We start from the raw sequence: 20,763 nt of genomic DNA, 5'->3' as shown, positions 1-20,763 counted from the left end.
CGCCGACACTCAGAAATCCTCAGTAGGCTCGGACTATGGCTCAGCGAAACACGTGGCAGCGCGAACGAGTGCGCGAAGCGCTCGCAGACGCGGGCGGTTTCGTGAGCGCTCAGGCGCTGTACTCGGCGCTGCGAGACGACAACACGGGCATCGGCCTGGCCACCGTCTATCGTGCGCTGGCATCGCTGGCGTCAAACGGCGACGCCGACTCATTGCAGAGCCCCGAGGGTGAGTCGCTGTACCGCGCCTGCTCGTCCGACGGGCACCACCACCACCTGATTTGCCGCCGTTGCGGACTGACGGTCGAAATCGCCGCCACCGACGTTGAGCAGTGGGCACGAACGACGGCTGCCGCGCACGGCTTTACCGAAGCCGAGCACGTGGTCGACATCTTCGGCCTCTGCGCGTCGTGCAGCGCGGCACGCGAAGGCTCGTGACCAGCACCCGTCCCCGGGCCGCCGACCGCGCGGCGGTGTTGCTCGGCGTCGGCGTCGCGGTGATCGCCGCCCTGATCGCTATCGACCTGTGGGCTCCCACGCTGTTCAGCGTTGACCTGCCCGATCGCGCCCAAGACGGACTCACCCTCGCGCTGAGCGTTCTCATCGAAGCGTTGCCGTGGGTGATCCTCGGCGTCACCCTCTCCATCGTGGTGCAGGTGTGGTTGCCTGCCGGCGTGCTCGAACGACTTATGCCCAAACGGGCATGGGCCAGACGCATGGTGCTCTCGCTGCTGGGCATCGTGGTTCCGGTGTGCGAATGCGGCAACGTGCCCTTCGCTCGCGGCCTCATGATGCGCGGGTTTACCCCGGCAGATACCCTGACGTTTTTGATCGCGGCGCCGATCGTCAATCCGATCGTCATTATTACGACGCACGCCGCCTTTGGCTGGGATGGCGGCATTCTGGTGGCGCGCCTGGTCGGTGGTTTTGCGGTCGCGAACCTCATCGGCTGGGTGTTCTCCCGCCACCCCAACCCCGACGCGCTGCTCACCGAAAAGTTTCTCGCAACGTGCGATGCCGCCCATCACACGCACGCGGCAAAGACCGAGCGCACGCTGGTTCAGTTCATCATTGAGCTTCGTGCGGTGATGCCGGCCCTCGTGATCGGCTCGGCCATCGCCGGCGCCGTTCAGGTGCTTATTCCGCGAGAGGCATTAATCGCGATCGGCTCGAATCCGGTGCTCTCGATTGTCACCATGATGCTGCTCGCGATGATCGTTGCGATCTGTTCTAACGTCGACGCGTTCTTTGCGCTGTCGTTTGCCAGCACGTTCTCCTCCGGCTCGATCGTTGCCTTTCTCGTTGTCGGCCCCATCGTCGATGTGAAGATGCTTGCGCTGATGCGCACCACATTCACCACCCGCACCCTGGTGATCATCGTCGCCATTGTGCTGCTGTTCGCGTTCGCACTCGGAACGGCGGTGAACCTCTTTGTCTAACGCCTCATCGATCGCCACCCGCCTGCTGGGCGTCGGAATCACCGCCGCCATCGCCGTCGTCACCATCGTGCTCGCAGCCACCGGCAGCCTCGCGCTCTACATCAACCCTGACGGCTCATGGTTTGCCATCGGAATGGCGGTAGTCGCGCTCACCGGATGCGTTGCCTCGTTCGCGATTCCGCTGGGCCGCGAAGCCGAGCACGATCACGACCATGGGCACGTGGCGCAGGCGCCGGCACGCCGCGCGGCTGGCGCCGTCGCGGGTGCGGTGGGCGGAACCATCGCACTGGTCGTGGTGGCTGCCGCACTGTTGTTGCCGCCGGCCTCGCTGTCTGCCCAGACCGCAATGGACCGCGATCTCGGCGTGACTCCGCTGTTTGGTGGCGATGACGTTATCGCCCTCGCCACCACCGGTGACACCGCAACGTTTGGCGTGGGGGACTGGGCGAGCGTCTTCGCGACCGCGCCGGACTCCCGTCTCTACGAGGGCACGACCGTGACTCTCACCGGGTTTGTTACGCCTTCGAAGAGCGGGGGTGGCTCACAGCTGACCCGACTCGTGGTCACCCACTGCGTGATCGATGCGCAGCCGGCGAGTGTTCCGCTGGTTGAGCTGGCGAGCAGCGAAGAAACCGGCCAGTGGGTGAGCGTTACCGGCACGGTCGAAGCCAACAGCGCCGGCGACCTCGTCGTGCGCGCGACCGAAGTCACACCGATTGACGAACCGGCAGACCCGTATGAGTACTGACAGCCGATCGGGCGCGCAGGGCCGCGCCAGCAGTGAGTCTCGGCGCCGCCGCACCAAGCAGACCACGGCGACCTTCTGGCGACGTGTCGCCGCCGTGGTCGGCGTGCTCGCCGTACTCTCCGGCGTCGGCGCGGGCATTGCGCTCACGCAGGGGCCGCGACTGACGAATGTCACGTTCGACGAGCAGGCGGCGATTGAATCGTCGGGAACACGCCTGACCCTCACCACCAATCAGGCGCTGGATGGCATCACGGCAGACGACGTGACGGTGACTCCGGCGACCGACTTCACCGTCGATGCGCAGGGGCGCAACATCGGGGTGCGCTTTACCGCGCCCCTTAACGACGCCACGACTTACACGGTAAAAATCAACGGAGTGAACGCCGTCGGAGGCGGGCCAGAGGTCACGATTGAGACCAGCATCACCACGGCACCCGCCTCGATCTTCTTGCTGCAGCGCGACGGCACCGGCGAGCTCGACATGATCGTCACGATGCCGATTGACGGCATGAGCAGGCAGACAATCTTCACGCACGATCACATCGAAGAGATGCGCGTCGCGCCTGACGCCCTCGTCATTCTGGTTGAAGAAGACGATCGCAGCGCCATCATCATCACCGATCGAGACGGAACCAATCCCCGGTATGCGACGCTGCCGGGTGACGGATATATCTCGAGCCTGCAGGTTGCGCACCGTGGCGGCGCGTTCGGTTATCTCTTCACCGATCGCGAGCTGACCGAAACCACGGGCCGCGCCAGCATTCTGTACACCGCCTCCATTCACGACCCAGCGGCTGAACCGGTCGAGCTAAGCCTCGCGAGCACCGACCCATCCGTCGCCGACTGGATGTTCGTTCCCGACTCCCCAGGGCTTCTCACGGTGACCTTTGCCGGTGATCTGCTGTTGGCTGCCGATGGATCGTCTGCGCGACTCGGAACCGCATATGCAATTGATGGCATATCTCGCGGCACGTACGAAGCCATCATTGACCGCTCCGGGGTTCCGGTCGGCATCAACCTGCAAACGGGCGTTGAGACTCCGATCGAACTGCCCGCGCTGAGCGGCACCCCGGGGCGGGTGGAGCCCGCTGCCGACGACGGCCAACTGTGGGCCGTCACGCAGCGAGATGAAGGCGGGCTGCCGACGGGGCACGCGATCGAGCTCGTCGCCTCCGACGGCTCGGTGCGCACGGTGGTGCTGAACGAAAAGACAGATCCGATTCTGCAGTTCTGCGTGTCACCCAGCGCGCAATACGTTGCCGTCATCGTCGCCCCCGACTACGCGAACAACCCCTACGACACCTACACGCGCCCCATGCCGAAAACCGTCACGCGCATCGTCGACGTCGACAATGGTTCCGTCATCAGTGAACTCAACGGATTCGATATCTCATGGTGCTCACGCAGCCAGTTCTGAGGCCGGCAACGCGCGCCGACCTGCTTGGCTACGCGGTTGACGTGGCGCCCACGCTGCTGGGCGGTGTGCTGCGCGTCACGACCGCCGACGGCACGGTCGGTGTGCGCATCACCGAGGTCGAGGCGTACCACGGCCAGGGAACAGGCGATATCCCGGACCCCGGATCCCACGCCCGCATGGGGCGCACCGCGCGCAACGCCACGATGTGGGGCGAGCCCGGTCACCTTTACGTGTACCTCAGCCACGGTATTCACTCCTGCGTCAACGTCGCGGCGGGGCCGGAAGGTCGGGGTGACGGCATGCTGTTGCGTGCGGGTGAGATTGTCGAAGGCATCGAGTTGGCGCGGCAACGGCGGGCGATTCATGGCGAGTCGGGCGTTCGTATTCCGCCGGATCGCGATCTGGCGCGCGGGCCGGGGCGGCTTGGCCAGGCCATTGGTTTGCGCCATCCGATTCACGATGGCATTGACGCCATTACTCACGCGTCCCAAGCAGGTGCCACCGCCGAGCTGTTGCTGCGAACGGAACCAGTGGCTGAGTTTTCGACCGGGCCGCGCGTCGGGGTGGCCGGGATTGCCGGCACCAGCGCCTATCCGTGGCGGTTCTGGATCACGGGCGATCCGACGGTATCGCCATTTCGTCCCGGTCGCGGCGCCGCATAGTGCGCCGGTGGTTCCGTACCCCTGATTCTGTATCGCGCGCCGCTGGTTCCGTCTCACGCGCCGCTGGTTCCGCGTCAGCGAGCGATGGTTCCACGTGAAACCATGCTCGGCTCGCGTTCAGAGGTCTCCCGCTCCCGTGCTAAACTGGTCGCTTGTCTGCGAGCACTCCAGCACGCAGTTCGTACATTCCCTTCCTCCTGACTCGGAAACGAGTAGGGGAGAGGCGTGTGCAGACAAGGGATCTTGGGTGAAGCCGTCCGGCTTCACGGTACAGAAGGAGACACCATGGCAGCAGTGTGCCAGGTGACAGGAGCTGTTCCCGGCTTCGGTCACAACATCAGCCACTCGCACCGCCGGACGAAGCGCCGCTTCGACCCGAACGTGCAGAAGAAGACCTACTACGTTGCATCGCTTGGTCGCAAGATCACGCTGAACGTTTCGGCTAAGGGCATCAAGGTTATTGACGCTCGCGGAATTGAGTCGGTCGTTAAGGACCTCCTCGCGAAGGGTGTGAAGCTCTAATGGCGAAGAAGGCTCAGGACATTCGTCCGATCATCAAGATGAAGTCGACGGCTGGCACGGGTTACACCTACGTGACCCGCAAGAACCGTCGCAACAACCCCGACCGTCTGGTGCTGAAGAAGTACGACCCCGTCGTACGCAAGCACGTTGAGTTCCGAGAGGAGCGTTAAGAATGGCTAAGAAGAGCAAGATCGCTAAGAACGAGAAGCGCAAGGTCATCGTCGAGCGCTACGCCGCAAAGCGCCTGGAGCTCAAGAAGGCTCTGGTTGACCCGACTTCGACCGACGAGCAGCGCGAAGCTGCCCGGGTCGGCCTGCAGAAGCTGCCCCGCAACGCTTCGCCGGTGCGCGTTCGCAACCGCGACGTCATCGACGGCCGCCCGCGTGGTCACCTCTCCAAGTTCGGCATCTCCCGTGTTCGCTTCCGCGACATGGCTCACCGCGGTGAGCTTCCGGGTGTTACCAAGTCGAGCTGGTAAGCACTTTTTCACACAGGGGCGTCTCCTTCGGGAGGCGCCCCTGTGGCATTTGTGGGGCAGGTGGTTCCGTGCCCCAGCCTTCTGCTCCCCGCGCTCCAGTCTCCGCGCTCCATGGTTCCGTTTGCCGAATTGCGACACCCCGCCCCGACTGCGCACAATGCTGCTCTGATCGGTCGCAGTTCGGCCGTTCGGTCGCGCTTGGGCAAGGGGCAATGTTCCTGCACAAGTGGGCCGCGGGTGCTTACTGTCCCCAACCCGGCGGAACCTGGGCCGCGTCGCGTCCCGTCGGCACACGATCAACTGCATGGACATTGCGTCGTGGATTGCAAATAACGGAACCATCGTCCATCGCCGAAGGCTCGCAGAGGCCGGATACACGAAGCATGTCATTCATCGGGGGATGGCGGCGGGGCTGTTGATTCCGGTGCGAAGGCTCTGGGTCGCACTGCCGAGTACCGCGCCGGTGCTCGTCGCAGCGGCGAACGCGGGAGGGCAACTTACGTGCGAGTCATTTGCGGAACACCGTGGCTGGTGGATCGCACCCTCGCGTCGCGTACTGCACGTCGCGCACCGCCCGCACAGTGGAGGGTTGTCGACGGAACCAAGCATCAAGCGGCATTTCCGGGTACCGATTGGTGCGCACGATCCGCTCAATGTTCTCGACACCGTCGTGTCGGCACTTCGCAATATTGCGCTGTGCCTGCCAGCAGATCACGCTATGGCGACGTGGGAGTCTGCGGTAAAGAAGGAGAGGTTGAGCCCGATCGCGCTTCAACGCCTGAACTGGGGAAGCACGCGGGCTAGAGCGTTGGCGCTGCGCGTGACGAACTTTGCGGACTCCGGCCTCGACTCCTTCCTCATTCACCGCCTCCGCCATCTCGCGGTTGAGTTACGTCCGCAGTGGCTCATCGGCTCGCACCCCTGTGATCTGCTGATCGGTGACTACCTCATCATCGAGGTCGACGGGTTCGAATTCCATAGCGGGTCTGCAGCGCGGTCGCGGGATGTTCGACGCGACGCAGAACTTGCGGTGCGTGGTTACACCACACTGCGTTTTACGTATGACCAGGTCGTCAACAACTGGCCATACGTGTACCGCACGATCCAACGTGCGATCGACGCAGGCCTGCACCTGGGTCGATAGCGCGTGCCCGAAATGCGACTGATCGCCCGAGTTGCGGGCATTGGTTTGCCGATTGGTCGCAGTTGGGGCGTGCTGTCGCATTTCGGGAACGCGTCGCATCGCTCGGGTGCGCCCTGGGGCGTGACGCAGGCGCTAGATTCGCAAAAGTCGAGCGGAACCAGGGGTTCCGCTCGACTTTTGAGGCTGGGGTTTCGCTCGACTTGCGAAGGTTACGACAAACCCTGTCGCGAAACGCTACGGAGTGGTCTCGGTGGGGTCGTTGACGATGAGCGCGCCACGCGGCCAGTCTTCGGCGACGAATGGATCTTCGCCCCGGATGACGGCCTTCCAGTTCTCGGGTAGCACGTAGTCGACGTAGCCGCACTCCTTGAGCTCGCTGTCGAGCTGCAGTGTGAGGCGCTCCTTACCGTTGTCGCGGGCATCTTGCGAGGTTCCGGAGTGGATCGTGTTGTCTTTCGACTCCATGTTCACGTCAGATGCGGCCTGGCAGAGGTGATAGACCTTGCCCGAGGTGGTCCAGTACACGAGGTCTTCGCCCGTGATTGCCTGCACGATGCCGGTCTCGGCGGTGTACTGCTCAACAGACGGCGCGTTCTGCGAGTAGCCGAAGTATCCGGCGACGAGCGCGACGATGATGCCGATGGTTCCGGCAAGCGCCTTCTGCTTGCCATCCATGTTCTTGTTCGTGAAGACCAGCACGATCATCGGCAAGAACGCGATGATCGTCATGATCAGCCCCAGCTGATTCTGCACAAAGAACCGCACCGTGTCTTTGCGCGAGGCCGGGTCAAGCTTGTTGGCGTTTTTCCACAGCAGTGAGCCGCCGATGGCGAGGAGGCCGATAACGACGATGAGAACGATCAGCAGCCACGTCTTAACGGGTACTTGGCGCAGTACGTAGAAGATCGTGAAGGCCTCGCCGGCGATCGCCAGAATCCACAGGGCGAACGCGATGATGCGGAAGGTCATTGCCTTCTTCTTAGCCTCAGCGGTGGGCTTCCAGGTGGCCTCGGCAGGCGTCGACGACGACCCCGAAGATGAGGTCTTCGCGGACTCGACGCGAACCACCTTCTTGTTGGACTTGGGTGCTTGGGCCACGGTTTACCTCCGGAATGACGATGACGACCGCCCCTATCATGCCGGATAATCAGGGGTTTGCGTGGCCACTGCGCTGTTTCGACGCACACCGGTTACGTTGGGGCCGCTCGATGAGTCACATCAGTCACATCAGCCCCAAAAACCTCAGTTTTAACGCGACACGCTGTCAAAAATCGTGAAAACTCGCGGAAAACCGGGCAAGTGTCCGATTCCATTGGTACATTCAAGGCGGTCGATTGACCACCTGAGGGCATTGCTCCTCAGACCACAAGCAATAACAGGCGGCGTATGTCGCCGCTGGAGGACAACAAATGGCTGACAAGTCCATCACCAAGACCGAGCTCGTCGCTAGCATCGCTTCGGCAACCGGTCAGAGCCAGGCTTCGGTGTCGGGTGTTCTCGACGCACTGTTCGCTACGGTTTCTGACGCTGTTGCTAAGGGTGCCAAGGTTTCGATCCCGGGCTGGATCGCATTCGAGCAGGTCGAGACGTCGGCACGCACGGGCCGCAACCCGCAGACCGGTGCTGAGATCAAGATCCCCGCTGGCAAGCGCGTCAAGGTGACCGCTGGTTCCAAGCTCAAGGCAGCTGTCAAGTAATTCAGCTTCTGAACAGAGGGTGTCGCATTGCGCGGCACCCTCTGTTGCTTTTGGGCGCAGCAGCCGACCGCTCGCGCCGCGTGCCCGCGCAGCGCCCGACCCTTGTGCCGCGTGCCCGCGCAGCGCCCGACCCTTGTGCCGCGTGCCCGCGCAGCACCCCGCGGGCCGGGCACTCAGGTGAGAGCGCCTAGGCTAGAAGGGTGAAACCGCGCACGCTGCGGGCCCTCGGCCCGGTGATTCTGATCGTCGCGGCTGTTGTCGCCGTTGTGATCTCCCTCGCCTACGGTGGCGGTGCGGCGCCCCTCGACCTCGGTGACCCAGGACCTGTGGCGCGCTGGGGTTTGCCGATCGCGAAACTGTTCGTCAACCTTTCGCTCGCGGGCGCTCTCGGTGCCCTGGTGCTGGCGCTGTTTGCCTTCAAGCCCAGCGATCGCGCCTACGATGTGCTGCTGGATTTGGCATCGTTCTCGGCGGCCCTGCTCACGGTCTCGGCCGGAACGGCCGCGTTCTTCAACTTCATTCTGGTTTTCAACCCGCAGGTGTCGCTCGGGCCAGACTTTGGTCAGCAGTTGGGGCGGTATCTCACCGACAATCCGCTCGGAACCGCGTGGCTGCTCACCACGATCGGTGCGGCTGTGTTGACGATGCTGACCTTCGCGTGGCGGTCGTGGCTGGCAACGCTGTTCGCTGCGGGCCTCGCCTTCGTCACCGCCATGCCCATGGTCACGCAGGGCCACGCCGGTGACCTCGCCAACCACAACCTGGCCGTTTCTTCGCTCGGCATGCACGTTATCGGCGCGGCCGTCTGGATCGGCGGCCTGATCGCCGTGGTGATGGTGCGACCGCACGTGACCCGCATCACCACCACGCTGCAGCGCTACTCGTCGCTCGCGTTGTTCGCCTTTGTTGTTGTTGCCGCCAGCGGCGTGGTTCGTGCGTTCACGGGCCTCGGCGACTGGCAGTACCTGTTCTCTCCCTACGGCGTGCTGGTGATCGTCAAGGTGCTGACGCTGATTGCCCTCGGCGTGCTCGGCGCGGTGTACCGCACCAAGCTGATTGCGAAGACCGACAACCCCAAATCGGCCGCGCCATTCTGGGGTCTGGTGGCGCTCGAACTTGCCATCATGGGTATCGCGAGCGGCGTCGCCGCGGCCCTCGCCCGCACGCCCTCCCCGGTTGCGCTGCTCTCCACGGGCGCAACGCGCACGCCGGCAGAACGACTGACCAACGCCTCGCTGCCGCCAGAGCTCACCGCCGAACGCTGGTTTACCCAGTGGAACATCGACATTCTGTGGCTCGCCGTGGCCGCCTTCGGCATTGTGCTGTACCTGATCGGCGTGTACCGCCTGCGTCGCCGCGGAGACCACTGGCCGATCTACCGCACGATCCTCTGGGTCATCGGCATGCTGCTGCTGGTGTGGGTCACCTGCGGCCCGATCAACGCCTACCAGGCCTACCTGTTCAGCGTGCACATGATGGGCCACATGCTGCTGACCATGGCCATTCCGCTGTGTCTGGTGTTTGGTTCCGCCGTTACCCTGCTGCTGCGCGCCGTCGACAAGCGGCACGACGGAACCCGTGGCGTGCGGGAGTGGGTGCTGTGGGCGATTCACTCGCCGTTCTCGAAGTTCGTCACGCACCCGATTGTGGCGGCCGCGATCTTTGTCGGATCACTGTGGCTGTTCTACTACTCCGACCTGTTCCGCTGGTCGCTGTATGACCACCTCGGCCACATTTGGATGGTCGCGCACTTCTTGATCTCGGGCTATATCTTCGTGCTGACCCTCGTTGGTATCGACCCGATTCCGTTCCGCTTTCCGTATGCTGGCCGCCTGATCACGCTCATCGCGGTGGCCGCCATGCACGCCTTCTTTGGCATGGCCATCATGATGAACGAGGGGCTCATGGCGGCGGAGTGGTACGGCTCGATGGGTCGCACGTGGGGTGATACGCCCATGCAAGATCAGTATGTTGGCGGCGGCATCGCGTGGTCGATCGGTGAAATCCCGACACTGATCACCGGCATCGTGATTGCGATTCAGTGGAGCCGCAGCGACGAGCGCCAACAGCGCAACCGTGACCGTCACGCCGATCGCACGGGTGACGCGGAGCTGGCCGAATACAACGCCAAGCTCGCCCAGATCGCGCAACGCGACGCGCAACGCGGCGAATAGGCGCTTCGACGCGCGACGCGGGTCCCGGTCCGGCGCTCGTGCGCCGCGGTTCCGCTCCGACGCGCGTGCCGTGGTTCCGCACCGACGCCGGCGCTGTGGGTCCGCTAGCGAATGTCGACCGAGGTAATGCTGATCGACGCTTGACCGTCGGGGGTCATGAGAATCGTGCCGCTCATCGTGAATGGCACCTCTTCGACGCGCTCCCAAATCGAGCCGTCGTAGAGCGATTTCATTTCGACGGTGACGGTGGCGACCGCGCTCCCCTCGGGAATGCGCCAGTTGGAACCATCGGGTGCGACGGTGATGACGGGTGGCTGTGAGATGGTCCACACGGGGAGGTTGGCGATGCGGTTTTGCACCGTGATGCCGAATGGGCAGTTCGTCGGCTGTAGCACCTGCTGGGAGGCGCACTGTGTGGTCAAGAAGTCATTCACGCGGTCTTGAATGACCTGCACAAATTCGTCGGTTGGCAGGGTCTGCACCACCACCGGAACCGAGGTGAGCGGCACGTCGGCCAGCACCGCGGTTCCGCTCGCCGTTGAAATCGCGGTGTCAACGGCGACCGAGTAGAGGCCGGGCGAAAACACCAGCATCGGCACGGCGTCGGAGGGCGCGGCGTCGATGCCGTCGACGGATACCTGCCGCTTATCGAGGTCGAACCCGTTGATGGAGTAGGTCATGGAGCCGAAAACCGTGAGGTCGATGACGCCGAGCGGGGTTCTGGCGAACTTCCAGCCGGGGGCGAGGCCCTGCCAGCCGTTGGAGGTCACGGCGAACGTGGTTGATCCGTTTACGCCGCCGGCCGTGTACGAGGCGGTGACCATGACGAGGTCGCCATCGGTGCGCTCCGAGACGATCTTGATGTTGGTGAGCGGCGCCAGAGCGTCGCGCCGCAGCAGTGCGTCAGAGGCCATCGGGTCGATGCCAGCCTCTTCGAGCTCGACGGAGTCAACGCTGACACCCGGAACCACGAGGGCGTCGGCCGCACGACCCTCGCTGAGGAGGGTGAGATAGTTCTCGACGAAGGCGCCGGGGCCGTAAACGTTTTTGTAGAGCAGGTTGTAACCAAAGAATGCGCCAACGGCAAGCAGCACTCCGGCCAGCGCCAGGAGTGCGAGGTCACGTGCGAGTCTGCGCCCGCTGCGTCGCGCGATGGGCTCCACGGGAACAGTCTATGGATCGACCCTCCACACATCCTGAGCATTTGTCGGCACGTGTGTGTCGCGCGGCGTGCCCTGCTCGCGGGCGCCGCTCGCGGCCGCCGCCGTGTGATGGTTCCACTTCCCTGTGCACGACGCGGGGTTCCCTGTGCACGACGCGGGAGGCGCGGGGCGTCGGGCATCTACGATGGAATGACGATCTTTCAAAGGACTTTTGTGAACCTCCCACCCCTCTCTGCGGAACAAGAAGCCGTGTTCCGTCTGATTGAAGACACGCGCGAACACGTGTTCGTGACGGGGCGCGCGGGAACCGGAAAGTCGACGCTGCTGCAGTATTTGGCGTGGAACACGTCAAAGCAGATCGCGATTTGCGCGCCGACGGGCGTTGCCGCGCTCAATGTAGAGGGCCAGACCATCCACTCGCTGTTTCGGTTGCCGATTGGGCTGATTGCCGACAGCGAGATTGATCAGTCCGATGCGATCCGCAAAATTTTGAACGCCATCGACACGCTGGTGATCGATGAGATTTCGATGGTGAACGCCGACCTCATGGACGGCATGGATCGCGCGCTGCGCCAGGCGCGCGGCAAGCGCGGCGAGCCATTCGGCGGCGTGCAGGTGGTCATGTTTGGCGACCCGTATCAGCTTGCGCCGGTGCCGCCACGCGGCGATGAGCTGCGCTACGTGCAAGATCACTACCGCTCGTTCTGGTTTTTCGACGCGCATGTGTGGGCGGGCACCGCGGCGCGTTCCGACGGCATGCTCGACATCGGAACCCCGGGCGCACCGCTGCACATTGTTGAGCTGATTGACATTCACCGGCAGTCAGACGATGGCTTCAAGACCATGCTCAACGCGGTGCGATACGGCCGCGTGACCGCCGACATTGCCGGCGTGCTCAACACGCAGGGCGCTCGCACCCCGTCGGATGACGCCGAGAATCCAGTCATCACGCTGGCGACCCGCAACGACATCGTCAACAACATCAACCGCAAGCACCTGGCCGCGTTGCCGGGTCGCGAGCAGACCGCGGTTGCCGAAATCAACGGCGAGTTTGGCCGCGGCGAGGCGAATTACCCGGCCGACGCCGAGCTGAAGCTCAAGATCGGCGCGCAGGTCATGTTCTTGCGCAACGACATTGGCTCGTTTCCGGAGCCCCCGCGATACGTCAACGGAACGATCGGAACCGTCACGCGCATCTCCGGAGACAGCGTGCGCGTCGACGTAGACGGCGACGAGTTCGACGTTGAGCCGACCGTGTGGGAGCGATTCCGTTACGCCTACAACGCGTCAACCAAGCAGCTCAAGCGCGATATTGTCGCGGAGTTTACGCAGTTTCCGTTGCGTCTGGCGTGGGCCGTGACGATCCACAAGTCGCAGGGCAAGACCTACGATCAGGCCATCATCGACCTCGGCTCTGGCGCGTTCGCCCCCGGTCAAACGTACGTCGCCCTCTCGCGACTGACCAGTCTCGACGGCCTGTACCTGTCACGTCCGCTGCGGCCCAGCGACATTCGCGTTGACCCCGACGTGCAGCGATTCATGGCCGGCGTCCGGCGCGCCCAGCAAGCCACCGCCCGCCCCGTGACCTCCTAACCGCGCCCCGCGTGGTTCCGCGGGTGGCGTGGTTCCCCGGTTCCGTCGTGCACAGCGTGGTTCCGTTGTTCCGTCGTGCACCGCGTGGTTCCGTTGCCAAATGTCGGAGTGGGTGGGGCGGAACCACGGTGTGAGCGGGTGGGTGCGGCGTGTCGCCGTGGTTCGTCCGACATTTGGGAACCCTGGGGTGGTTTTCGCGCGCAGGGTCCGGCTGCGGGTGTGGTTCCGTCGTGCACCGAGTGGTTCCGTTGCCAAATGTCGGAGTGGGTGGGGTGGAACCACGGTGTGAGCGGGTGGGTGCGGTGTGTCTCCGTGGTTCGTCCGACATTTGGGAACCCTGGGGTGGTTTTCGCGCGCAGGGTTCGGCTGCGGGTGTGGTTCCGTCGTGCACCGCGTGGCTGCGCGTGTGGTTCCGTGGCGCCCGCGTGGTTCCGTCGCCAAATGTCGGAGTGGGTGGGGCGGATCCACGGTGTGAGCGGGTGGGTGCGGCGTGTCGCCGTGGTTCGTCCGACATTTGGGAACCCTGGGGTGGTTTTCGCGCGCAGGGTCCGGCTGCGGGTGTGGTTCCGTCGTGCACCGCGTGGCGGCGCGTGTGGTTCCGTGGCGCCTGCGGCGTCGTTACCAAATGTCGGAGTGGGTGGGGAGGAACCACGGTGAGAGCGGGCGTTCCCGGCGTGTCGCCGAGGTTGGTCCGACATTTGGGAACCCTGGGGTGACCTTCGCGCGCAGGGTTCGGCTACGGGTGTGATTCCGTCGTGCACCGCGTGGCTGCGCGTGTGGTTCCGTGGCGCCCGCGTGGTTCCGTCGCCAAATGTCGGAGTGGGTGGGGAGGAACCACGGTGAGAGCGGGTGCACCCGGCGTGTCGGCGAAGTTAGTCCGACATTTGGGAACCCCGGGGTGGCCCTTCGGTGCCACGCGGCGGTTAGGTCGCGCGGCGGTTGGGCCGCCAGACTAGGCCGCCAGACTAGGCCGCCGGGCTCAACCGTGCCAGGCTCAGCCGGGCCGGTAGGGAATTACGCGGCGAGGCTGCGCTCGGCCCACAGTTCGGCGAAGATGTCGGTGTTGAACTGGTAGGCGGCCAGCACCTCGGCGATGATGCGTTCTTTTTCTTCGTCGCTCCAGCCGGCGTCGTCCAGCTCGGCGCGGTAGACGTCTTTGAACGCACGCGGATCGGCGATGTCGCCGAACAGGTAAAACCCGATGCCGTTGGTTTCGAAACCGAACTGACGAGCCACGACGCGGCCGATGTAAATACCGCCGGAGAGGTCGCCGAGGTAGCGCGTGTAGTGATGGGCGACGTAGCCGCCAGCCCACGTCTTGCCGACCTGCTCGATGCGATCAACGTAGCGACGCGTCGACGGCAACGCGACGATTTCGTCACGCCAATTCTCGCCAAGCAAGAAGGCAAGATCGGCCTCGAGCGCCGGAATGCGGGTCAGCTTGTCGCTGATGAATCGCGCCGCGATTGGGTCGTTGCGCATGCGCTCGGTTGCCTCTTCGAGAGCGCGGTAGATGAAGTAGTGCTGCACGACGAGGGCCGTGTAGTCCTCGCGACTGAGCTCGCCCTTAAGCAGGCTCGACATGAAGCCGGCGCCCTCGCTATCGGAATGCGCGCCGGATGCGCGGTCGCGAATTGCCGCAGAAAAGGGGACGAGTTCAGCCATACTCCAATAGTAAGGGCTACCTAACACGGCCCGCCACCGGGGTCGGCTAAGAAGGCTCGCTGCGGAACCAGGGAGCCGCGGAACCGGGGAGTTACGGACCAAGAGAGCTGCGGAACCAAGGGCGCGCGAGCGGGGCTCAACGCCGAGACCCGCTACGCGTGCGGTCGGGGCTCAACACCGAGGCGTGCACACGCCTCGTCGTACAGTGCGACCACTTCGCGGCGCACGGCCGGGCGCTCCGAGATAGAACCGGCAAGCCAGCCCACCGTCACTTCGCGCTCGCCGTCGGGGGTCACCGCGGTCCACATCGCCTCGTCGCCGGTGAAGCCGGTCATGACCGCGCTCGTTGCCTCCGGTTCGCCGAACGCGCGCACGATGAGCAGGTTGTCGGCGGTGTGATCGTCGTTCATGTGGTGCAGCACGGCGGCGACGATGGCGTCGTCAAAACGGAAAGTCATGGTCACAGCGTACGCGCGGGTATAAAAGGTGCCCACACCGTAGACTCTTCGCGTGACTGTACAGGTGAACGCGAAGCCGAGCCGCGCCCGGCGGTGGACCCGCATGATGGCACTAACCCTCGTCACGGCGAGCCTCGCCCTGACGGGTTGCACCTCAGATCGCGTCGAAAAGCTTGACACCCCTGCTCTCGCCGAAGGCAATCTGCCCGCCGAGCTAGTCGCCTCAATGGAGGGTGCAGTCGCCACCGCTATCGCTGCTTCTGGCGCGTCGGGCGCGATCGTTGGCGTCTGGGTGCCGTGGAGCGGCTCGTGGGTCGCCGGAGTCGGAACCACGCAGCTGGGCGGGTCAACGGCGATGGACCCGTCGATGACGTTCCGCGTTGGCGACATCACCCGTTCGATGACGTGTGATGCCCTGTACGGCATGGTTGCCGACGGCACCGTCAAACTCAACGCACCCGTCACCGACCTGGTTCCGGGTATTCCGAACTTGGAGGGCGTGACGCTCGGTCAGCTGTGCGACTCGACGTCGGGCGTCGGCGGGCTCGCCTCATGGACCACGAGCCGCATGCTCGCCTCCCCAGACCGTGAATGGAACCCGCGCGAGCTTGCGAGCTTTGGCTTGGGCAACGGGCTGGTTGCGGCGCCCGGCGAGCGCTATGTCGAGTCTGACACCGGCTACCTGCTGCTCGGGTTGGCGCTGGAGCGGGCCTCCGGCATGAGCGCGCAGCAGTATCTCGCCAAGTACGTCACGGAGCCGCTGGGCTTGGAGAACACCCTTCTTCCCACCGACAAGGCGCAGGCGCCCGGCGAGAACAGCCCCACCGGCTACATTACCCCCAATAGCCCGGAGGGCTGGGTGTGCGCCGAACCCACCGATGTGACCGAGGTTTCGGCCACCACCGGTTGGACGGATTCGGGCGTGGTTTCAAACATCACCGACCTCGGGCTCTACGCACGCGCGCTGGCCGAGCAGACGTTGCCGCAGGGCGAGAAGTCTGAGCGCTACGACTCGCCGTTGCCGATGGCCGAAGGATTTCCGTCGTGGTACACCAGCACCGGCGGCGTGCAGTTTGCCGACAGCATGATGGGTTACGGCGGATCGACGATCGGTTACGCGACGTCGGTATGGTCTGACCCGACGACGGGTGTGACCGTTGCCGTGATGCTCAACAACTCGACCAACGATGCGGGTATCGTGCGTTCGCTGGCCTTCCAGCTCGCCGCCCTCGCGGCGACCGCGCCTGCCGCCGGCGGCCAGACGGTTCCGGAGTTCGGACTGCCCTGGACGTTTGAAGACGAGGGCAACAGCGTGCGCGCCCAGGCAATCTGCCCGGTTCCGTAACGAGACCGCGCCCGGCGGGCACCGCGCACTCCGCGCCGAGCCCATCCCGCGCCCCCGCTCAACGCGCCGCGCTCAAGCGCCGTCAGCTCAGCAGACGGTGGGTGATAAACCGACCGGCCTCGTTCTCGGGCTGATAGGCGACCGCGCGTAGCGTTACCGTTCGCTGCCCGAAGGCCTCATCTGCGGCGGTGAGCGCGCGCACAGCGCCGTCGCTAACCTCGCAGAACCCGGTGACCGAGATCGCCAGGTTGTCGAAGGCTGCCTCGTCGCTCGCATACCGACCGGGAGCGTCGTTCAGCCGCTCCAAGAGCATTAGCGCATCCATCGCACTCACCGAGAATAGGTCGTGCTCGTCGAGCAGCAGCGGCATCGTCGCTGGCACCGATATCTGCGACAGCGCGTCTGCCTCGTAGCCCAGCACGAGCCCGGAATCACGCACTTCGCTGACGGCGTCGCCCGCTGGCGCCAGTTCTGCATACACCGCCATCAGTTCGGCTTTTTCGGCCGCGCTCATGGCGTCGCCAAACATCGCGAGCGTCTCGAGCAGCGTCGCGTCAGGAATCCGTTCGACGGTCTGCGAGAGGGCCGCGCCGTAGACCTCAGCTAACGCCTGCACCTGCTGTGCCGTCATGCCGAACTCGAGCCGCCCCAGCCCCTGTCGGGGGTGAGCGGTCCAATCTGTCGCCGACACTGCGTGTTCCGCCTAGCGAACCTGCGTCACCGAGAACTGCATGCGCGGGTGGGCATATGCCTCTTGCGACTCCACAAGCTGCAACTCACGCTGGCCAGAGGCGAGGGTGTTGTTCAACAGATCCCACACGCTTGACGACGTACGTGCCAGCGCCGTCGCAGCCGACCCGGTCTCGCGGTAGTGCGCCGTGAACAGCGCGGCTGTGACGTCGCCAGAACCGTTGGCCTTCATCGGCAGGTGTGGCGTCTGCACAATCCACGCACCCCGCTCATCTGCGGCCAGCATTTCGATGGTTCCCTCGGGGCGATCCGGGCGCTCAACGCTCGTGACCAGCACGGTCTTCGGGCCCATCGCGAATGCCGCGTCAACCGAGTCGAGGGTCGACTCGAGGGTGTCGGGTTCGGTGTCGGTCAAAAAGCCCAACTCAAACTGGTTGGGAGTGATGATGTCGGCTTGCGGAACCACGCGCTCGCGCAGCAGCACCGGAATCGCGGGTGCCACAAAACAGCCCGACTTGGCGTTGCCCATGACCGGGTCGCACGAGTACACGGCCGAGGGGTTGAGCTTCTTCACGCGAGCTACGGCGTCGAGAATCACATCGCCGATGCCGTCGCTGCCCTGGTAGCCGCTCAGCACGACATCAATGTCGCACAGGCCGCCGCGCTCTTCGATGCCCGTGATGACTTCACGCACATCGTCGGGGCTGATGAGCGGGCCGCGCCAGGCGCCGTAGCCGGTGTGGTTGGAGAAGTTGACGGTGTAGACGGGGAGAACTTCCACGCCGATCCGCTGCAGAGGAAACACGGCTGCCGAGTTGCCGACGTGCCCGTAGGCAACCGCGGACTGGATGGAAAGCACCTTCATGTAGGCATTCTCGCACCCCGTCGCCCCACGACACGAAGTTGGCCTAGGCCGAACCGACCATCGCGCGTGTCATCCGTTGAGCAGCGGCGCAATGTTCTCGTTCCATACGTCAATCGAAAGCTTGATGATGAGAGCCGCAACGACAATCAAGAACACGGCGCGTATGAACCCGGTGCCGCGCGAAATTGCCATGCGCGAGCCCACGTACGAGCCGATCATGTTGGCGATTCCGATGACGATGCCGAGCAGCCAGAGCACGGAACCATGGGGCACGAAAAGCAGCAGCGCGCCCAGGTTGGTGGCGAAGTTCACGATCTTTGCCTTCGCGCTTGCCTGCACAAAGTCGTAGCCGATGAGCCCCACCAGACTGATCACCAAGAACGTGCCGGTGCCGGGGCCGATCATGCCGTCGTAAAACCCGATCACGGCGCCGAGAGCCGTCGCGGTGAGAATGTGCTTCTTGCCGTGGAACCGGAGCGCCGCTTGCGCGCCCAGAGCCGGTTTGAAAGCAGTGAAGAGGGCGACCGCAGTGAGCGCGACGACAATGATCGGTTTGAAGACCGACGCGGGCAGAATCGTGGCGACGAACGCCCCAGCGAAGCTACCGATCAGGGCGATCACCGCCATGATGCTGGCGGTTCGCATATCGGGTTTGGCTCGGCGGTAGTAGGTGATGCTGCTGGTCGCGGTGCCGAAAATCGAGCCAAGCTTGTTGGTCGCCAGCGCCTGCACCGGCGTGATCCCAGGGATCAGCAACATGGCGGGCAACTGCACGAGTCCACCGCCGCCGACTACCGCGTCGACCCAGCCGGCAAACAGCGCCGCCAGCACGACAAAGGCCAGCACTCCCCATGTCAGTTCGTCAATGCCCAGCACCCCTCGAGATTACTCCCGTCGACATTCACGCCCGACGCGTGCGCGGTAGGTCTAGTGACATTCACGCCCAACGCGAGCGCGGCAGGTCAAGCGACATTCACGCCCGACGCGTGTGCGGCAGGTCTAGCGTGGAACCATGACAACGTACGTGAAGGTCTGCGGCTTGCGTCACCCGCACGAGGCCGAGGTGGCGCTCGAAGCCGGAGCCGATGCCATTGGCGTCGTGTTCAGCCAGAAGAGCCCGCGCCGAGTCACGATCGACGAGGCTCGGGCCGTGGTCGCCGCCGTTGCCGGGCGCATCGACACCGTCGTCGTCACCAACGATCTTGATGCCGCCGAGGCGGCGCAGCGTGCCCGCGATATCGGCGCCGACGTGCTGCAGTTGCACGGCCACTATTCGGCCGAGGACTTCGCCCGCGCCCGCGCCATCATGCCGAGAGTGTGGCGGGCGACGTCGCTCGCCGAGGCCGAGAACCCAACGGTCGGTGACTATGGCGATGAGGCGCTCCTGCTTGACGCACCGCGCCCCGGATCAGGCGAGCGGTGGGATCTCAGTGAGCTCACCTCGCGCTCGCTTGCCGGTCACTGGTTGCTCGCCGGTGGCCTCAACGCCGACAACGTGGCAGACGCGATCGCCGAGGCGCACCCCTGGGGCGTCGATGTCTCAAGCGGCGTCGAGTCGGCGCCGGGTGTGAAAGATCTCGACAAGATTCGTACGTTCGTTGCCGCTGCCCGCGGAGCCAGGGCATGACGGGCTCGGCTACGGAACTATTCGGCATCAAGGTGCCGATCGTGCTCGGCCCGTTCGGCGGAGTTTCTAGCGTCGAACTGGCGGCCGCCGTGAGCAACGCTGGTGGGCTCGGGTCGTACGGCCTGTACGGCTACACCGCCGAGCGCATTCGTGAAACCGCCGCACAGCTGCGGGCGGTGACCGATGAGCCGTTCAACCTCAACCTGTGGTGGCCAACCGGCGACGAAGTCGAGCCGCACGATATCGATTGGGCCGAGGCGACCGCCCGCGTTGCCCCGTTCTACGCCGAGGCCGGCCTTGACCTACCGCCGCGCCCGGAGCGATTCTTGCCCTCGTTTTCCGAGCAGCTTGAGGCTGTGATTGCCGCGCGGCCCGCCGTCGCCAGCTTCGTATTCGGCGTACCCGATGCCGACGCCATCGCCGCGTTGCACGACGCGGGAACGCGCGTGGTCGGCACCGCCACAAACGTCGCCGAAGCGCGTGCGCTCGCGGCGGGCGGAGTGGATGCGATCATCGCGAGCGGCATGGAGGCCGCAGGGCACCGGGTGACGTTTATCGGCGAGGCGGAGGATTCGCTCGTCGGAACCTTCGCACTGGTTCCGCAGGTCGTTGACGCCGTCGACGTGCCGGTGCTTGCTGCCGGCGGCGTCGCCGACCGGCGGGGCGTTGCCGCGGCCCGCGCGCTGGGGGCTTCTGGCGTGGTGGTCGGAACGGCGTTCTTGGCGACGGCGGAGTCGGCGGCACCGCCGTCGCACCGAGCCGCGATTCGGCAGGTTGCGCAGAGCGGAACCAGGCTGACGCGCGCCATGAGCGGGCGCCTCGCGCGCGGCATAGAAAACGACGCGATGCGCGAGCTCGAGGCTGCCGGTTACGCGCGGTTTCCGGCCCAAAACATGCTGACGGGCGGATTTCGTGCCGCAGCCGCGCGCCGCAATGACGCGTCACGGCTGTCGCTGTGGGCGGGGCAGGCGGCACCGCTTGCGGTGGGAGCGACAGCCGCCGAGGTTTTCGACGAACTCGCCGCCGGACTCACGCCCTAGCGCGCGCGTCACGAGGTTCCGCTCCCTGCGTCACGAG

At 64.8% G+C, this 20,763-nt stretch carries 22 protein-coding genes; 15 read left to right on the top strand and 7 right to left on the bottom strand.

Annotated elements, in window-relative coordinates; all coding sequences use genetic code 11:
- The first annotated feature begins 35 nt into the window (after positions 1 to 35).
- The 9 genes from FVP60_RS06675 (at position 36) to FVP60_RS06635 (ending at position 6,409) form a co-directional block, all read left to right on the top strand.
- On the top strand, positions 36 to 437 hold the full coding sequence (locus tag FVP60_RS06675) for a Fur family transcriptional regulator (RefSeq protein WP_147825425.1): 402 nt from the start codon (positions 36 to 38) through the stop codon (positions 435 to 437).
- Positions 434 to 1,438: a permease gene (locus tag FVP60_RS06670; RefSeq protein WP_246132477.1), complete on the top strand. Its 1,005-nt coding sequence runs from the start codon at positions 434 to 436 to the stop codon at positions 1,436 to 1,438. Before FVP60_RS06675 ends, FVP60_RS06670 begins: the two co-directional genes overlap by 4 nt.
- Positions 1,431 to 2,186, top strand: coding sequence for a TIGR03943 family putative permease subunit (locus tag FVP60_RS06665; protein WP_246132476.1), 756 nt, complete (start codon positions 1,431 to 1,433; stop codon positions 2,184 to 2,186). The genes FVP60_RS06670 and FVP60_RS06665 overlap by 8 nt, the downstream gene beginning before the upstream one ends.
- Complete coding sequence (locus tag FVP60_RS06660) at positions 2,176 to 3,603, top strand: hypothetical protein (RefSeq protein ID WP_147825423.1); 1,428 nt, start codon at positions 2,176 to 2,178, stop codon at positions 3,601 to 3,603. The genes FVP60_RS06665 and FVP60_RS06660 overlap by 11 nt, the downstream gene beginning before the upstream one ends.
- Positions 3,579 to 4,265 (top strand): DNA-3-methyladenine glycosylase, encoded by a 687-nt coding sequence (locus FVP60_RS06655; RefSeq protein ID WP_147825422.1) that lies wholly within the window; start codon positions 3,579 to 3,581, stop codon positions 4,263 to 4,265. Before FVP60_RS06660 ends, FVP60_RS06655 begins: the two co-directional genes overlap by 25 nt.
- A gap of 285 nt (positions 4,266 to 4,550) precedes the next feature.
- Positions 4,551 to 4,787, top strand: coding sequence for a 50S ribosomal protein L28 (rpmB, locus tag FVP60_RS06650; RefSeq protein ID WP_147825421.1), 237 nt, complete (start codon positions 4,551 to 4,553; stop codon positions 4,785 to 4,787).
- Positions 4,787 to 4,957, top strand: a complete 171-nt coding sequence (gene rpmG / locus FVP60_RS06645) for a 50S ribosomal protein L33 (protein WP_147825420.1) — start codon at positions 4,787 to 4,789, stop codon at positions 4,955 to 4,957. The genes rpmB and rpmG overlap by 1 nt, the downstream gene beginning before the upstream one ends.
- Positions 4,958 to 4,959: 2 nt before the next feature.
- The gene (rpsN, locus tag FVP60_RS06640) at positions 4,960 to 5,265 is read left to right on the top strand and encodes a 30S ribosomal protein S14 (RefSeq protein ID WP_147825419.1); all 306 of its coding nucleotides are present in this window, start codon (positions 4,960 to 4,962) and stop codon (positions 5,263 to 5,265) included.
- A gap of 304 nt (positions 5,266 to 5,569) precedes the next feature.
- Entirely contained in the window at positions 5,570 to 6,409 is an 840-nt protein-coding gene (locus FVP60_RS06635; RefSeq protein WP_147825418.1) for an endonuclease domain-containing protein, read from the top strand.
- 234 nt (positions 6,410 to 6,643) lie between these two features.
- On the opposite strand, the gene FVP60_RS06630 is transcribed toward FVP60_RS06635, so the two are convergent.
- Entirely contained in the window at positions 6,644 to 7,507 is an 864-nt protein-coding gene (locus FVP60_RS06630; protein WP_147825417.1) for a YfhO family protein, read from the bottom strand.
- Positions 7,508 to 7,818: 311 nt separating this feature from the next.
- Here FVP60_RS06630 and FVP60_RS06625 point away from each other — a divergent pair, with 311 nt between their 5' ends.
- Together FVP60_RS06625 and FVP60_RS06620 are read left to right on the top strand one after the other, a co-directional pair.
- Positions 7,819 to 8,106, top strand: coding sequence for an HU family DNA-binding protein (locus FVP60_RS06625; protein WP_147825416.1), 288 nt, complete (start codon positions 7,819 to 7,821; stop codon positions 8,104 to 8,106).
- A gap of 200 nt (positions 8,107 to 8,306) precedes the next feature.
- Complete coding sequence (locus tag FVP60_RS06620) at positions 8,307 to 10,280, top strand: bifunctional copper resistance protein CopD/cytochrome c oxidase assembly protein (protein WP_147825415.1); 1,974 nt, start codon at positions 8,307 to 8,309, stop codon at positions 10,278 to 10,280.
- 104 nt (positions 10,281 to 10,384) lie between these two features.
- On the opposite strand, the gene FVP60_RS06615 is transcribed toward FVP60_RS06620, so the two are convergent.
- Positions 10,385 to 11,443, bottom strand: a complete 1,059-nt coding sequence (locus FVP60_RS06615) for a hypothetical protein (RefSeq protein ID WP_147825414.1) — start codon at positions 11,441 to 11,443, stop codon at positions 10,385 to 10,387.
- 213 nt (positions 11,444 to 11,656) lie between these two features.
- Here FVP60_RS06615 and FVP60_RS06610 point away from each other — a divergent pair, with 213 nt between their 5' ends.
- Complete coding sequence (locus tag FVP60_RS06610) at positions 11,657 to 13,036, top strand: ATP-dependent DNA helicase (RefSeq protein ID WP_187240583.1); 1,380 nt, start codon at positions 11,657 to 11,659, stop codon at positions 13,034 to 13,036.
- 1,014 nt (positions 13,037 to 14,050) lie between these two features.
- Here the strand turns inward: FVP60_RS06610 and FVP60_RS06605 are convergent.
- Together FVP60_RS06605 and FVP60_RS06600 are read right to left on the bottom strand one after the other, a co-directional pair.
- Entirely contained in the window at positions 14,051 to 14,701 is a 651-nt protein-coding gene (locus FVP60_RS06605) for a biliverdin-producing heme oxygenase (protein ID WP_147825412.1), read from the bottom strand.
- A gap of 152 nt (positions 14,702 to 14,853) precedes the next feature.
- Positions 14,854 to 15,159, bottom strand: coding sequence for a DUF2470 domain-containing protein (locus tag FVP60_RS06600; RefSeq protein ID WP_147825411.1), 306 nt, complete (start codon positions 15,157 to 15,159; stop codon positions 14,854 to 14,856).
- Between the two features lie 52 nt (positions 15,160 to 15,211).
- On the opposite strand from FVP60_RS06600, the gene FVP60_RS06595 reads away from it, so the two are divergent.
- Positions 15,212 to 16,504, top strand: coding sequence for a serine hydrolase domain-containing protein (locus FVP60_RS06595; RefSeq protein ID WP_246132475.1), 1,293 nt, complete (start codon positions 15,212 to 15,214; stop codon positions 16,502 to 16,504).
- Positions 16,505 to 16,586: 82 nt separating this feature from the next.
- On the opposite strand, the gene FVP60_RS06590 is transcribed toward FVP60_RS06595, so the two are convergent.
- The 3 genes from FVP60_RS06590 to FVP60_RS06580 form a co-directional block, all read right to left on the bottom strand.
- The gene (locus FVP60_RS06590; RefSeq protein ID WP_147825410.1) at positions 16,587 to 17,195 is read right to left on the bottom strand and encodes a hypothetical protein; all 609 of its coding nucleotides are present in this window, start codon (positions 17,193 to 17,195) and stop codon (positions 16,587 to 16,589) included.
- A gap of 12 nt (positions 17,196 to 17,207) precedes the next feature.
- Complete coding sequence (gene pdxY, locus FVP60_RS06585) at positions 17,208 to 18,059, bottom strand: pyridoxal kinase PdxY (protein ID WP_147825409.1); 852 nt, start codon at positions 18,057 to 18,059, stop codon at positions 17,208 to 17,210.
- 69 nt (positions 18,060 to 18,128) lie between these two features.
- The gene (locus FVP60_RS06580; RefSeq protein ID WP_147825408.1) at positions 18,129 to 18,935 is read right to left on the bottom strand and encodes a TSUP family transporter; all 807 of its coding nucleotides are present in this window, start codon (positions 18,933 to 18,935) and stop codon (positions 18,129 to 18,131) included.
- A gap of 136 nt (positions 18,936 to 19,071) precedes the next feature.
- Between FVP60_RS06580 and FVP60_RS06575 the strand changes: the two genes are divergently transcribed.
- Complete coding sequence (locus FVP60_RS06575; RefSeq protein ID WP_147825407.1) at positions 19,072 to 19,686, top strand: phosphoribosylanthranilate isomerase; 615 nt, start codon at positions 19,072 to 19,074, stop codon at positions 19,684 to 19,686.
- On the top strand, positions 19,683 to 20,726 hold the full coding sequence (locus FVP60_RS06570; RefSeq protein ID WP_147825406.1) for an NAD(P)H-dependent flavin oxidoreductase: 1,044 nt from the start codon (positions 19,683 to 19,685) through the stop codon (positions 20,724 to 20,726). The genes FVP60_RS06575 and FVP60_RS06570 overlap by 4 nt, the downstream gene beginning before the upstream one ends.
- Positions 20,727 to 20,763: the final 37 nt, after the last annotated feature.

The sequence above is a fragment of the Microbacterium mitrae genome (assembly GCF_008017445.1).
In the GTDB taxonomy this organism is placed as follows: domain Bacteria; phylum Actinomycetota; class Actinomycetes; order Actinomycetales; family Microbacteriaceae; genus Microbacterium; species Microbacterium mitrae.
This window is presented reverse-complemented; position numbering and strand designations above follow the sequence as displayed.

Excerpts from the sequence above, each read along its gene's own strand:
- FVP60_RS06660 (WP_147825423.1), top strand. The coding sequence starts at position 2,176 with ATGAGTACTGACAGCCGATCGGGCGCGCAGGGCCGCGCCAGCAGTGAG.
- pdxY (WP_147825409.1), bottom strand. The coding sequence starts at position 18,059 with ATGAAGGTGCTTTCCATCCAGTCCGCGGTTGCCTACGGGCACGTCGGC.
- FVP60_RS06575 (WP_147825407.1), top strand. The coding sequence starts at position 19,072 with ATGACAACGTACGTGAAGGTCTGCGGCTTGCGTCACCCGCACGAGGCC.
- FVP60_RS06625 (WP_147825416.1), top strand. The coding sequence starts at position 7,819 with ATGGCTGACAAGTCCATCACCAAGACCGAGCTCGTCGCTAGCATCGCT.
- FVP60_RS06635 (WP_147825418.1), top strand. The coding sequence starts at position 5,570 with ATGGACATTGCGTCGTGGATTGCAAATAACGGAACCATCGTCCATCGC.
- FVP60_RS06605 (WP_147825412.1), bottom strand. The coding sequence starts at position 14,701 with ATGGCTGAACTCGTCCCCTTTTCTGCGGCAATTCGCGACCGCGCATCC.
- FVP60_RS06655 (WP_147825422.1), top strand. The coding sequence starts at position 3,579 with ATGGTGCTCACGCAGCCAGTTCTGAGGCCGGCAACGCGCGCCGACCTG.
- rpmB (WP_147825421.1), top strand. The coding sequence starts at position 4,551 with ATGGCAGCAGTGTGCCAGGTGACAGGAGCTGTTCCCGGCTTCGGTCAC.
- FVP60_RS06570 (WP_147825406.1), top strand. The coding sequence starts at position 19,683 with ATGACGGGCTCGGCTACGGAACTATTCGGCATCAAGGTGCCGATCGTG.
- FVP60_RS06675 (WP_147825425.1), top strand. The coding sequence starts at position 36 with ATGGCTCAGCGAAACACGTGGCAGCGCGAACGAGTGCGCGAAGCGCTC.
- rpsN (WP_147825419.1), top strand. The coding sequence starts at position 4,960 with ATGGCTAAGAAGAGCAAGATCGCTAAGAACGAGAAGCGCAAGGTCATC.
- rpmG (WP_147825420.1), top strand. The coding sequence starts at position 4,787 with ATGGCGAAGAAGGCTCAGGACATTCGTCCGATCATCAAGATGAAGTCG.
- FVP60_RS06600 (WP_147825411.1), bottom strand. The coding sequence starts at position 15,159 with ATGACTTTCCGTTTTGACGACGCCATCGTCGCCGCCGTGCTGCACCAC.